Below are 13726 nucleotides of genomic sequence, written 5' to 3'. Positions count from 1 at the left end.
CAATTAGTCATGAGCACGAAAAGCAAAAAACAAAAGATGACCCTTGTTGCTTTAACATGGCCCATCTTTATTGAAATCTTATTGTATATGCTTATGGGGAATGCAGATACATTAATGCTCTCTCAATACTCTGATGAGTCCGTTGCCGCTGTTGGCGTATCAAACCAAGTCCTTTCGCTAATCATCGTTATGTTTGGTTTTGTTGCAACAGGAACAGCTATTCTTGTCACACAGAATTTAGGAGCGAAACAGGAAAATACAGCTGCAGAAATTTCAATCGTTTCCCTTGGAGCAAATCTTGTTTTTGGAATCCTTTTAAGTATAGGAATTTTTCTCTTTAGTAAACCTATTTTATTAATGATGGATTTACCTCCCGAACTATTGGATGAGGCGAACTCTTACCTGTTAATTGTCGGAGGATTTTCTTTTGTTCAAGCGTTTATTATGACGATTGGTGCAGTGATTCGTAGTTATGGGTTTACGAAAGATGTGATGTACATCACGATTGGCATGAATATTATTAATGTGATTGGTAACTACTTTTTCATTTTTGGTCCTTTTGGTTTTCCGGTTCTCGGCGTGGAAGGAGTAGCTATCTCAACTACTGTTAGTAGATTCATAGGTTTGGGTATAGCCATCATCGTGATGATTAAAAGAATTCCTGTTCAGCTGCCGTTTCACCTGCTGTTCCGTTTTCCAAAGGTGCATGTTAGAAACTTGCTTAAAATTGGTATTCCTTCCGCTGGTGAGCAGCTTTCCTATAATGCTTCCCAGATGGTCATTACGTTCTTTATTGCCACACTAGGTACGGAAGCACTAACTTCCAAAGTATACGCTCAAAATCTTATGATGTTTATCTTCCTTTTTAGCATTGCTATAAGTCAAGGTACACAAATATTAATAGGTTATTTGATTGGTGCAAAGAAGTATGAGGATGCCTATCATCGGTGCTTAAAAAGTCTACGTCTAGCTATTATTATTTCCTTAAGCGCAGCCATACTCTTCTCGTTTTTTGCAAAAGATTTAATGAAGTTATTTACAAGCAATGAGGACATCATTGCACTGGGTAGTACGTTGATTCTGTTAACGATCATTTTAGAACCAGGCCGCTCGTTTAACTTAGTAATTATCAATTCTTTAAGAGCGACTGGTGATGTGAAATTCCCAGTATATATGGGGATTCTTTCTATGTGGGGGGTAGCTGTCACCTTGTCTTATTTGCTAGGAATTACCTTTGGGCTTGGACTCATTGGCATTTGGATTGCTTTCATTGCAGATGAATGGCTTAGAGGCTTACTCATGCTCTGGCGATGGCGTTCAAAGGTTTGGGTCCGCCATTCCTTTATAGAAGAAAAAGCAGTTTAATAGGATATAAAGAAGCAAGGCATTTCGCCTTGCTTCTTTATAATGTTGCAAGAATTTGCTCCTTTGTGTCTGACCCGATAAAACTCCGATATTTAAAAATATTATATCCATTTTTTCTAACTTGATCGAGAATGGCTTTATACATTAAAGCCGCACCCTTTACGGGAATCCTTGAGTATTCTGGATAATAATTGATCGTTAATAACGCTTGTTCATAGTAATACTCAGAAATTGCCGCAATATCTTCCCACATTCTAATAAATCGATCATTCACCTCGTAGTGAAGAAGCTCTTTATACGAGTAATGATGCTTTAAGAACATTTCTTTTGGTATATATATTCTACCCATGGAAAGGTCCTCACCAATATCTCTTAATATATTTGTTAGCTGCATCGCTAAGCCTAGTTGAATGGCACCTTCTCTTAAAGCGTGGATATTTTTTGGGGCCAAAACAGGCAACAGCATAATCCCCACAGTACTAGCCACATAATAGGAGTATTTTAACACTTCATCGAGAGTCTCGTATTTCGACCGTTGCAAATCCATCCTTTGACCTTTTATCATATCTTCAAAAGGAGTTACTTCCATCTCAAATTTCTCGAACACATCTGATAAAGCAATCCACATAAACTCGAACTGACTGCCTATTTGTTTCCTTTTAAACAATTCAAATTCCTTTTCGAATTGTTGTATACCTTCCTCTGGAACTCTTTCTTCGTCAATGATATCATCGATTATCCGACAAAAAGAATAGATGGCCCAAACCGCTTTTTTTTGATCTTTCGGCAAATATGAAAATGCTTTATAAAAGGTTTCTGAATGTGCTTGAATCACTCTCTCGCATTGTAAATACGCCTCTTCAATAGTTATCAACACTCTTCACTTCCTTTCCTATTTTTTCATTCATTTCATCACATATATAATCAACAAGTAACTTGGCTCCTTGCATAACTATGGGAATTCCACCCCCTGGATGTATCGATGCTCCAACTGCAAAAATATTCTTCTCATGAAAAGGCTTAACCTGTGGTCGATACATGCCTGATTGAAAAAGCGTAGGAGCAATACCAAAACTTCCTCCTTTATACAATCCTTCCCGCATTGCATCTGCTGGAGTTCGAACCTTTGACCATTCAATATGTGCCCTTATACCAGGAAAGCCTTTGTGATTCATTTTCTCAATAATTCTATCAACTAATTTCGAAGCTTCTATATCCCAATCAATATGATCACCAGCCGGTACTGGAACAAGCGTATACAGAACACTCTTCCCTAAAGGTGCAAGGGTTGAGTCAATTGCTGAAGGATAGAAGGTGTAGAAGGATGGTGAGTGTGGAATAGTTTCTTCCTCAAAAATCTCCTTCATCGATCGAGCAAAGTCATCACCGATAAAGAATTGGTGAAGGGATGAAGGCTCAAACGTTTTGCTAAGACCCAAATAGATTAATAGACATGCTGAAGACGGTGTAAATGATCGTTCTCTATTTAATAACTTCTTTTGTTCCACCGGAAAATCACCGTTTATAATATACGAATCATAGATTTCCTTCCTTCCATTTACCACTAAATACTCTGCTTTGTTCCCGCTTGATATAATTTGCTCTACATGACAGGAGGTATAGATGTTCACCTTACGCTTTCTAAGCTCCTCCACAAGTACCGCTACCAAACTTGCGTATCCCCCTTGTAAATAATAAATCCCATGATCATGTTCGCTAAACGATACTAAACTATAAATGGCAGGTGTCGTAAATGGATTTCCACCGATATAAAGCGTTTGTAAGGCATAAGAAATTCGCAATTTTTCATTTGTAAAGTATGTTGAGAGTTCCTTATATACACTTCTATAAGTCTTTAATTTTGCTAGAAGCATAATCGTTCGATAGTTCCAAAACTCTTGAAAACTTAGAAAAGGCTTTTCTAAAAAATGAATTTTACCTAGTTGAAATCTAGTTTTCATATCAGTAATAAATTGGTTGAATCCCTCTACATCCTCAGGGAACATCTTCGCAATTTCCTTCTCCTGCTTCAAACGGTCGCTATACTTTGTGTATGTAGATCCATCTGAAAAATGAATCTTATACAATGGATCACATTTTAAGAGCTTGTAAGCAGAAGGGGAAATACCGCCCTCTGATAAAATGGTTTTTATCATATCAGGTAAAAGGACAATAGTAGGACCTTGATCAATCCGAAACTCATCGTTCCCTTCAAATGCTAATCTTCCCCCTAATTTGTCGGACTTTTCATATATAGTCACATTGATTCCTTTTTGGGATAACAGTAGAGCGGTTGTAAGACCTCCAATCCCTCCACCAATAATCGCTACTCTCATTACGCATTCCCCCAGGCAATTTCAGAATGAGCTGGAAACTTAATTCCGTCGGCTTGTGACATCAATTTTGCCGTAATTCTCGCAGATTCCAATATGGTCGGGAGTCCGCTACCTGGGTGGGTACCACCGCCAACTAACCAAGTATTCTGTAATTCTTCAAACTTATTATGTGGTCTAAATACCATCATTTGCGAAAGCTGATGCCCTAAATTAAAGGTTGCCCCTTGAAACACATTCATTTCGCTTTCCCACTGTACAGGTGAAATAACCTTTTCGAATTCTATATATCTTTTTATGTCTTTAAAATCTGTCCGATCTTCCAAAGTCGAATAAACAAGCTCCTTAAATGCTTGTTCATTTAATTCCCAGTCAATCTGGCTCATATTATTTGGTACAGGTGCGAGTATATATAGAGTAGATTTTCCTTCTGGCGCTAAGGTTGGGTCAGTTACACAGGCATTCTGAATATAAATGGACGAATCTTCTGATAAAACCATCTCTTTCGTAATTTCTTCTACATTTTTCTTATAGTCTTTTGCGAAACAAATCGTATGATGAGAGGTATCGTATCGCTTATTTAAACCTAGATAAATCATAAATGTAGAACATGAATATTTCTTTTTACTCAGTTTTTCTTTGCTATACTTCTTCAATATCCCCTCAGGCACTAAATGGGTCATTACATGAGCAAAATCCCCATTAATAATGACTTCATCCGCCTGAATCTGTTCTCCCGTTTTTAATATGATTCCTTTTGTCTTTTTTCCTTCTAACCAAAGCTTGTCGACCTCAGCCCCCAAGTGAATGACTCCTCCTAATTCCACTGTAACCTTCGCCATTGCTTGAGACAGCTGATTTAGCCCTCCAATCGGATGATACACTCCATATGCGTGTTCCATATAGGAAAGAATAGAAAATGCTCCTGGACATTCCCACGGAGACATACCTAAATACTTGGATTGAAAGGTAAATGCAAGCAAAAGCTCCTTATTAGAAAAATAATCACTTAAGACATCGTATAAGCTCCTCCCTAGAGAGAGATGTGGTAATGCCTGTAAAACTCTCCACGAAACATAATCTAGATATCGGTCCATTTTGTTTTGTAAAAGCGGTGTTAACATCTCAAACTTTCTTTTTGTATCACTCATAAATCGAATGTATCCTTCTCCATCGCCCGGATAATATTTTTCTATTTCTTTAATCATTAGATCACTGTTTCGGTACATACGTAATCGCCTATTATCAAATAAAAGTTCGTACATGTTTGTAAGTTCAATGAGGGTTACATAGTCATGAAGATTTCTACCTGCCGCTTGAAAAAGCTCTTCAGCAATATGGGGCATACTTAAAAAAGTTGGGCCAATATCAAAGGTAAAACCCTTTTCATGAATGGCTCCATTTCTCCCTCCCACCTTCCCATGTTTTTCAAAAACTTCTACATGGTAGCCAAGGCTAGACAAAAGCATAGAAATGGCTAAGCCTCCTGGACCAGCACCAATAACAACTACTTTTTTACGCATAAATTTGCTCCTCTTATAGTTATACAAAACTTATATATTATATATACAAACAATATACCACTTGTGTGCACCAAGAAACACTTTAAACTCTCTGAAATGCAAAAAGTCTATACGTCACACGTATAGACTTTTTTGCTCTCTTATTTACGATTCAACAATATTAATATTGTAATCTTTAAACCAGATATGAATTTGAGCTAGATGAGCAAGAAGCTGTGGTCCAGTCATTAATTGGCCGAACCAAGGTTCTTTAAAGGCTGCCCCCTCAGTAGTGATTATTTCCTTTAATTTTGCTTCATCAAAGAATTCATAAAGAACCGAACTTCTATCCGTCATAATCTCTCCAAGCATCTGCTGTACTGCTTTTGTATACTTAGGATTATGTGTTTTCGGATACGGACTTTTCTTTCGATACAATACTTCCTCTGGGAGAATTCCCTCTAATGCTTTTCGTAGCAATCCTTTTTCACGATTTTGATAATTCTTCATCTCCCAAGGGATATTCCAGACATATTCAACTAGTCGATGATCTGCAAAAGGAACCCTTACTTCAAGACTTGCTCCCATACTCATTCGATCCTTGCGATCAAGTAAGGTGGTCATAAACCAAATCATATTCAGATAAAATAACTCTCGTCTTTTTGCTTCTTCCCTCGTCTCCCCCTCTAATACAGGAGTCTCTTGAACAGTCTTATTGAACTGTTGAAGCATGTAGTCCTTTAGCTGTAACTTTTCCCGCCATTCTGTTCGAAGCAAACCTTGTCTTTCTTCAATCGATCTCATCCACGGAAAACCTTCACGTGATAAGTCAGCTTCACGTCGGAACCAAGGATATCCGCCAAAAATCTCATCTGCACATTCCCCGGATAAACTAACAACAAAATCTTTTTTAATTTCACGGCAGAACCATAGAAGAGATGAATCTACATCAGCCATTCCTGGTAAATCTCTCACATGAACGGCTTCAATTAAATGTTCAGCAAGGAGCTCTTGAGAAATAATGCTATTGTGATGAGTGGTCTGAAATTCATCAGACATTTTTTGTATATAGATTCCATCCGAATTCGGCTGAAATTCATTCGCCTTAAAGAATTGGTCATTTCCTTCATAATCAATTGAATACGTATGAAGGCTCCCTTTTCCTTCTTTTTGATATTCCATCGCAGCAATGGCTGTAATGGCACTAGAATCTACTCCGCCTGATAAAAATGTACAGAGAGGAACATCTGAAACCAACTGGCGTTTAACCGCATCCGTAAATAGGAAGCGAACTTTATCAACGGTATCATTCAAGCTGTCCGTATGCTTTTCACTTTTTACATTCCAGTATCGCCAAATTTTTAATCCTTTGCTTTTGGAGAGAGTAAGTGCATGAGCAGGCCTTAGCTCTGATATCCCTTTAAATACCCCATTTCCTGGTGATCTTGAGGGACCTAGAGCAAAAACTTCTGCTAACCCTTCTCGGTCAATTTCTGTTTTCACTTCTGGATGAGCAAGAATCGCTTTTAATTCAGAGCCAAACATAATTCCTTTTTCTGTTGATAAATAAAAAAGCGGCTTAACGCCAAGTCGATCCCGTCCTATAAAAAGCTGTTCCTTCTTCTCATCCCAAATGGCGAAAGCAAATATGCCATTTAAATGTTCAACACAATTTTCTTCCCATTCTATATATGCAGTTAATAGAACTTCTGTATCAGAATGACCGTTAAAGGAATATCCTTTTACTAACAGTTCTTTTCGAATATCTTCGGTATTATATAGTTCACCATTATAACAAATCGTATATTTGTGATTATTTTTTGATTTTGACATTGGTTGTTTTCCACCCTCAGGGTCAACAACAATTAAGCGTTTATGTCCGAATCCTGCATGAATATCCGTCCATACATTTGTATCATCTGGACCGCGCTTTGCCAAGGTTTCAGCCATTTTCGTAATAGAGTCACGTTCTTTTCTCATATCTCTTTGGAAGTCAATCCAGCCTGTTATGCCACACATATTTTTTTCATCCTTTCAAAGTAGTGCGTTTGTTTGGTCAGTCCGAACATATACCCATACTATGCTGGGCGCGAAAAATGGTTAATTGTCCAATTTTTAAGTGCGGGCGTTTAAAATATAAACAAGATGTCTAGAAAGAATGAAGATAGATCTAAAAAACTTTTATACCCTTTAGCCTTTAACGGAGGTCTTATCATGAATAGACAGCAACGACTAAAACTTTTTGAGTATCAAACGAGAGCATTTATTGAAGGTACGGTAGAACATATAAACAACCAGTGGATCTTTTTCGATGAGGAAACAGATGAAGCCTCCATTTTGGATGATTTTTTACACCAAGAAATTGAGGTATTTCGATTCAATCGATGGAAAAAGGGAATTTTATTTGAGGATGGGAAAGTAACATTTGGAAGTGAAACTCTTCATTTAAAAAATCAAGATGTAGTTAGAATCCGCAAACACTTAATGTATTCCCTTGAACGGTTGCTAGAAGAGATTAACGATGATTCGTTTTATCAGTTTATTTCTCATTTAAATTCGCTTGGTTTTTCAATCTTTGATTGTATTTATTGCTACAATCATCTAACTTTTTTAAAGGATGCGGAAAGAAAAAGTGGTGTGAATTTTATTATCTTTGATAATCAAGAGGATATTTGTAATGTTCAACATCATTTCTGTTATTATAAAAAGCAAACCGACCGTTTTGAATTTACACTTAATGCTGGTAAGAGAACGGTGATTGAAAAATTTGTATAATAAAACCTGCTCCGAGAGTAAGGAGCAGGTTTTATTTAAAATAGTTGAAATCCAAGTGGTAAGCGAAGTCCTAATAAGATTACTAGAACAACCGCAACATAAAATTGTATCCAAAGCGACTTTGTTTCTTTTCCTTTTACCGTACGAACGAGAACCATCTCCATCGCTGCAATAACCCAAAGTCCAATTAAAACTTTAGCTATATACTCAACTGGCTGCATTGAGAATAACGTATGTACGAGCATTCCACCTGTTGCAAACACAATGATATACAAAACTCTCAAAATCATATGAACGATTTTCGCAGCCTTTGCTTTTCCACTCTTATGTAATGAGTTTGCTACAAAAAATAGGACTAGTGCAAGAACCCATGCGGTAATATGGGCATGTGTGTTAATGGACATAAATTAGCCTCCCTATTAAATATCGACTTTATCATACCACAACAGTGTTAAAAAAACTAAAAAGAACGTCTCTATTGAATTTCTTGATTCATCATTTGTTCACAAAGTTTTCAAATTTCCTCACTGACATTATTCGTTAGAGTTCCAATACCCTCAATCGTAATTTCAATTTGATCGCCTGGCTTTAGAAAGCGCGGTGGGTGAAATCCTTTTCCTACACCTGCTGGAGTCCCTGTAGCAATCACATCTCCTGGTTCAAGTGTCATCCCCAATGAAAGTGTCGAAATCATTTCTTCCACTGAAAAGATAAAGTGCTTTGTATTGGAGCTTTGGCGAATCTCTCCACTTACTTTCGTTTCAATATGTAATTGATTGGGATTTGAAAGGCTCTCTTTATAAACAAGAAATGGTCCCATCGGGCAACTGGTATCTAGGCTTTTTCCAAGAAAGAACTGCTTATGCTTTGCCTGAAGATCACGTGCTGTTATATCGTTTACAATCGTATAACCAAACACAAAGTCAAGGGCATCTTCTTTTTGTATATTCCTTCCCTTCTTTCCAATCACGATCGCTAACTCTCCTTCATAGTCTAACTGCTTCGTAATGGAAAGATGATTCTCAATTTGGTCATTTGGACCAATAATCGTAGTTGGAGCTTTTGTAAAAACCATCATATGCTCAGGAATGTCATCCTTACTTCCCATCTCAATCGCATGGTCCACGTAATTTTTCCCAACACACAAAATGTTTTTCGGAGGCTTTGTAATGGGCGAAAGCAAGGTAACCTCTTCTAATAGGAAATACTCCTCCTCGCTTGCTGCTTGGATTTTTTCATTTATCTCCTGAAGAAATTCATCTCCCTTTGCAATACATTCGACCATTGAATCCGTTTCGTTAACAGAAAGAACCTTTGTTTCTGTTGAATCTAAAACACCAATAAAAACTTTGTTTTCTCTTTTTCCGGTAAGAAGCTTCATAAGTTTTCTCCTTTTTTCATTAAGCTCTGCCATTTCCAGTACGAAACTGTTCTCCAAACCCACTCAAAGGGGCCTATATAAAAATACTTTATCCATATATGACTAAAAATTAATTGAAATAGAAATATCATTAAAGCTAGTACCGTTCCTTCGACAACTGATACTTGACCATACAGACCAAGACCGTAGGAATAAAATATCATCGTCGATACGATGGATTGAACTAAGTAATTTGTGAAACTAAGCTTCCCAACAGGTCCAAAGAATTTTAACACCTGTAAGCCTCGTTGATGATTCGTACCAATTGCGATTAGTAGAATGTATGATATAGATAAAAGAGGACCACCAAGCATATCTTGAGAATATTCTGTTGCCCAGTTTCTTGTTAACCAATAAGGAGCGCTCTTAATAAACAATCCAATGAGTAATGTTACCCCTACTGCTACTAGAAACGGTCTCTTTAATTCTTTTACTCTTCTTAACCAGTTCTCTTTCGCCGCTCCTCCCCCGATTAAAAACATCGGAAAGATTGAAAAGAGCATAAAGAATAGATTACCTGGATTATTGACTAAATACCAATCAATAAATCTTTGCTCCCGTACTTCCTCATAAGTACCATTTTGATAAGCTTTATACGACGCTAGAGAACTTGTCTCATCTGCAACCGTAAATTCCCCATTACCAGCAACCATTGAGGCTAAAATCATCATTACCGTAATGATCACATTAGGTACAAAATATAAAATCATCCCCAGTAACATAAGTACTTTTCCTCTAAGTCTGATAAAGAGTAGCAGGAGGACACCAAACACAGAGTAGGTAAAAAGAATATCTCCATGCCAAATATAGTTGGCATGTACCCAACCGATGAAGAACAAAAAAAGTAATCTCCTTATTGCTATGGCGGAAAATGTTCCACCCTTTGCAATGGTTCTCTCTCTTAAAATAACAAAACCATATCCAAAGAGAAAAGAGAATAAAGGATATATACTTCCTTGGATGAACAAATCAATCCACGAGTAAAACAAGCGGTCACTAGTTGTCGTCCATGTAACAAATGGGTCAATATAAAGGATTGGAGTATGAAAAGACAGCATGTTTACTAAGAAAATCCCCAATATGGATAAACCTCTCATTATATCAATGGAAACAATTCTCTCCTGATTATTCATTTCTTATATATATCCCTCCCAATTTCTACACTCCTCGAAACCTATTATACTTGAAACATTCCCAATAAACACCAAAACCGTTCCCTAAATGGGGAACGGCTACTACTTAATTAACAAATTTACCTGCTTTTCCATGAGACTCCCAATAATCATTTCTAAGATGCACTTTTTGAATCTTTCCTGATGCGGTTTTCGGTAATTCTTTAACAAAAGTAACACCGGTAACTGCTTTAAAATGAGCAAGCTTTTCACGAGAGAAAGAGATAAGATCCTTTTCTTCCACCGAATGACCAGATCTAACTACTACGAAAGCATGAGGTGTTTCTCCCCACTTCTCATGTGGAACAGCAATAACTGCTGCTTCTAATACACTCGGGTGCTCATAAAGTACTCCTTCAACTTCAATAGAAGAAATATTCTCCCCACCACTTATAATGATATCCTTTTTCCGATCAACAATATCAATATTTCCGTACGAGTCTACTGTTGCCATATCACCCGTATGAAGCCATCCATCCCTAATGGTCTCCATCGTAGCCTCTGGATTTTTCCAATACCCCTTCATGACGCCATTGCTTCGCGTGACCACTTCACCAATTTCCTTCCCGTTCTTTTCCACTTCCCGTCCCTTTTCATTAATAACACGCACTTCACATCCAATCATGCTCACCCCAGCCATAGCCTTCATACGGTATTGGTCCTTTAATGGAAGATCAGCCAGATGAGAACGAATAGTTGAGATTGTACTTAAAGGAGAGGATTCGGTCATTCCGTACACTTGAATAAACTCCCACCCGAGCTCTCTTTCGACCCTTGTCACAAATGCTGGAGGTGGAGCAGAGCCTGCTATGACCACCCTTACCTTATGATCAATTTGCGGGATGTTTTGCTCATAGAATTGAAGCAGGCTATTTAATACAGTTGGTGCCATATGCATGACGCTTACTTTATATTTTTCTATCGCCTTAAAAATAGCCTCTGGAGTAGCTTTTCGCAAGCATATTTGGGTAGATCCATTAGCTGTATAATAAAAAGGGGACCCCCAACCATTCACATGGAACATTGGGAGAATATGGAGCAGAACATCTTGATCACTTACCCGTAAATGGTGCATCGTCGTAAGAGCATGTATATAATTATTACGGTGTGTAAGCATCACTCCTTTTGGATGGCCTGTTGTACCACTTGTATATAACAAACTACAAACATCATCCTCATGTAGCTCAGCTCTAGGAAACGCTTTCTTTTCTTTGGTCGCTAACCATTCGTCGTACCCTATCTCTTGTGTCACCTCATTTTTGTAATGAACAATGATGGTCTCAACTGTGTCTAATTTTTCCTTAATAGGGAGAATTAGATCAAAAAGCTCTTGATCTACAAATAATACCTTTGATTCACTATGATTTAATATAAACATATAATCTTCTGGCTTTAACCGAATATTTAGTGGCACCATCACTCCACCCAACAAGAATACTCCATAAAAACCTTCTAGCATTTCAACACTGTTAGGAGCTAAATAGGCTACCCGATCACCTTTGTTCACTCCTAGTTCCTTTAATCCATGTGCTAACTGATTTACTCTTTCTCCCAATTGACCATATGTAAAGCTCCGATCTCCACAATATACTGCTTCTTTTTCACTATAAAGAGATACCGCACGGTCCAAAAACTGAGTTAACACCAAAGGTACATTCATTTCAACATCCCCTTTTGTCAAAATATTACTAATTATATAAATATTTTAACATAACACACACTAACATTGAAGAATTCTGTTATAGTACAAAACACATAATTCAACTTTTTTCATAAATAAATCACATCTAGTTTCTAGGCACATACAATGTAAGGAATCTTAAACAAAGGGTGTAGTGTATGCCAGCAATAGTCGGTGTAGCTCAAGTAATCTCGATTGGAAGTAGTTCCATTTTTCATATTGGAGATGTATATAAAATCATGCCTATTTCTACTGCCAAGACATACTCAGGGGCAGGTTCCTTTAATACAGGGGATGGGTTACGTGTTTATAACAAATTTAGTTCTACGAACACATATGACCATGACGGCATTGACCAAGGAAATATTTTAAATGCTTAATAAGCAGGTGATGATATGAATTTCTATATTCAACAAAATATATCTATTAATCTTCTACGTATTGATGCAATTACGAATTCATCCGTATTACAGATTGGCAGTGCTGGAGTTATTCGCCCAACCTCCCATCTATATAATACTGGAGGTTTCACAGGACCTGCACCTGAACCTATTCATCCCGGCGGCACAATCGTAACTACTCAGGATTCGGCTGAACTAACAGGAAGTGATACTGGATCGTATATAGATTCTCCAGCTGTTCCGTTATCCATTTCATAAAAGGAGGGAAGGTGTCAGTATGAATAATGAATTCTACGAATACTTAAGACAGCTTCACCAACTTGTTGAAAGCCAAGAACACCGGATTCGAGCTCTTGAACGAAGTGTATTACAAATGCAAAAAGAAATATCTCAACTCAAAGAAAGACCACCTGTTCATGTGGATCGAATTGAGTACAAATTTGATCAACTCAAGGTAGAATCCCTTGATGGTACTTTAAATATTGGACTAAATCCATCTGATCTACAAGGAATCGATGAGTTCTCTGTTCCAAATCAATCCATCAAGACTCCTTCCCCTCCAAAGCAAATGTTCCAAAGAACAATGGAACTCGAGGATATAGTATATGAATATATGGGGAATCATCTACCAGCTATATTTGAGAAAACCCAAGCAAAACTGCAAACAAATCTCGATGATTCGTACTATCACTTTATCGAGGAAGATATCAAAAAACAAATACCCAAAAGAGTAGAACATTATATACGCGAGTTTTCCGCAGGAGTTCGAGAAACCGAGGACCGTTCACGGTTAGAAAAAACGATAACTGACCAGTTTCACAAGGAAATGGAGCATGGAGTTGAGGCTTTTATTAAGAATTTACCGGAGAATGTGAAAGGGATGAAACAGGAATGATAAATTTTCAAGTATACAATCGGGATATACATGTGGGAGATATTCGAGTGGTCGGTGTATCGAGTTCTTCTATATTAATGGTAGGAGACGCGGAAACCATCCAACTAGCATCAGCGTTCGATACTCCTGCTGAATCTCTAATCATCGGCCCCTTTGTACCTTTAGCCGTGGAAGGTAGATAG

At 37.6% G+C, this 13726-nt stretch carries 14 protein-coding genes; 6 read left to right on the top strand and 8 right to left on the bottom strand.

Features of this window, described 5'->3' with window-relative positions; all coding sequences use genetic code 11:
* The first annotated feature begins 9 nt into the window (after nt 1-9).
* Nucleotides 10-1365 carry an MATE family efflux transporter gene (locus ACRX5O_RS16400; protein WP_433906907.1) on the top strand — a complete coding sequence of 452 codons (1356 nt, stop codon included), beginning with the start codon at nt 10-12 and terminating at the stop codon, nt 1363-1365.
* A 37-nt stretch (nt 1366-1402) separates the two neighbouring features.
* On the opposite strand, the gene ACRX5O_RS16395 is transcribed toward ACRX5O_RS16400, so the two are convergent.
* The 4 genes from ACRX5O_RS16395 to asnB all read right to left on the bottom strand — a co-directional run bounded on the left by ACRX5O_RS16395 (nt 1403) and on the right by asnB (nt 7219).
* Nucleotides 1403-2242 carry a phytoene/squalene synthase family protein gene (locus ACRX5O_RS16395; protein ID WP_433906906.1) on the bottom strand — a complete coding sequence of 280 codons (840 nt, stop codon included), beginning with the start codon at nt 2240-2242 and terminating at the stop codon, nt 1403-1405.
* Nucleotides 2226-3701: a phytoene desaturase family protein gene (locus ACRX5O_RS16390; protein ID WP_433906905.1), complete on the bottom strand. Its 1476-nt coding sequence runs from the start codon at nt 3699-3701 to the stop codon at nt 2226-2228. The genes ACRX5O_RS16395 and ACRX5O_RS16390 overlap by 17 nt, the downstream gene beginning before the upstream one ends.
* A complete protein-coding gene (locus tag ACRX5O_RS16385; protein WP_433906904.1) occupies nt 3701-5221 on the bottom strand; it encodes a phytoene desaturase family protein in 1521 nt (506 codons plus the stop codon). Before ACRX5O_RS16385 ends, ACRX5O_RS16390 begins: the two co-directional genes overlap by 1 nt.
* Nucleotides 5222-5365: 144 nt before the next feature.
* Nucleotides 5366-7219 carry an asparagine synthase (glutamine-hydrolyzing) gene (gene asnB / locus ACRX5O_RS16380; RefSeq protein WP_433906903.1) on the bottom strand — a complete coding sequence of 618 codons (1854 nt, stop codon included), beginning with the start codon at nt 7217-7219 and terminating at the stop codon, nt 5366-5368.
* Nucleotides 7220-7414: 195 nt separating this feature from the next.
* On the opposite strand from asnB, the gene ACRX5O_RS16375 reads away from it, so the two are divergent.
* A complete protein-coding gene (locus ACRX5O_RS16375; protein WP_433906902.1) occupies nt 7415-7975 on the top strand; it encodes a DUF2777 domain-containing protein in 561 nt (186 codons plus the stop codon).
* A gap of 35 nt (nt 7976-8010) precedes the next feature.
* On the opposite strand, the gene ACRX5O_RS16370 is transcribed toward ACRX5O_RS16375, so the two are convergent.
* The 4 genes from ACRX5O_RS16370 to ACRX5O_RS16355 form a co-directional block, all read right to left on the bottom strand.
* The gene (locus tag ACRX5O_RS16370) at nt 8011-8379 is read right to left on the bottom strand and encodes a YisL family protein (protein WP_119707183.1); all 369 of its coding nucleotides are present in this window, start codon (nt 8377-8379) and stop codon (nt 8011-8013) included.
* Between the two features lie 110 nt (nt 8380-8489).
* The gene (locus tag ACRX5O_RS16365; RefSeq protein WP_433906901.1) at nt 8490-9356 is read right to left on the bottom strand and encodes a fumarylacetoacetate hydrolase family protein; all 867 of its coding nucleotides are present in this window, start codon (nt 9354-9356) and stop codon (nt 8490-8492) included.
* Nucleotides 9353-10528 carry a DUF418 domain-containing protein gene (locus ACRX5O_RS16360; RefSeq protein ID WP_433906900.1) on the bottom strand — a complete coding sequence of 392 codons (1176 nt, stop codon included), beginning with the start codon at nt 10526-10528 and terminating at the stop codon, nt 9353-9355. The genes ACRX5O_RS16365 and ACRX5O_RS16360 overlap by 4 nt, the downstream gene beginning before the upstream one ends.
* Nucleotides 10529-10634: 106 nt before the next feature.
* The gene (locus ACRX5O_RS16355) at nt 10635-12227 is read right to left on the bottom strand and encodes a long-chain-fatty-acid--CoA ligase (protein ID WP_433906899.1); all 1593 of its coding nucleotides are present in this window, start codon (nt 12225-12227) and stop codon (nt 10635-10637) included.
* A gap of 179 nt (nt 12228-12406) precedes the next feature.
* Between ACRX5O_RS16355 and ACRX5O_RS16350 the strand changes: the two genes are divergently transcribed.
* The 4 genes from ACRX5O_RS16350 to ACRX5O_RS16335 are packed head-to-tail and all read left to right on the top strand — an operon-like array spanning nt 12407 to nt 13726.
* Entirely contained in the window at nt 12407-12628 is a 222-nt protein-coding gene (locus tag ACRX5O_RS16350) for a spore germination protein (protein ID WP_433906898.1), read from the top strand.
* A 15-nt stretch (nt 12629-12643) separates the two neighbouring features.
* Nucleotides 12644-12907 carry a spore germination protein GerPB gene (locus ACRX5O_RS16345; protein WP_433906897.1) on the top strand — a complete coding sequence of 88 codons (264 nt, stop codon included), beginning with the start codon at nt 12644-12646 and terminating at the stop codon, nt 12905-12907.
* A 19-nt stretch (nt 12908-12926) separates the two neighbouring features.
* A complete protein-coding gene (gene gerPC / locus ACRX5O_RS16340; protein ID WP_433906896.1) occupies nt 12927-13544 on the top strand; it encodes a spore germination protein GerPC in 618 nt (205 codons plus the stop codon).
* Entirely contained in the window at nt 13544-13726 is a 183-nt protein-coding gene (locus ACRX5O_RS16335) for a spore gernimation protein GerPD (protein ID WP_119710507.1), read from the top strand. Before gerPC ends, ACRX5O_RS16335 begins: the two co-directional genes overlap by 1 nt.

The organism is Robertmurraya mesotrionivorans, assembly GCF_050971805.1.
Taxonomy (GTDB): Bacteria; Bacillota; Bacilli; order Bacillales; family Cytobacillaceae; genus Robertmurraya_A.
This window is presented reverse-complemented; position numbering and strand designations above follow the sequence as displayed.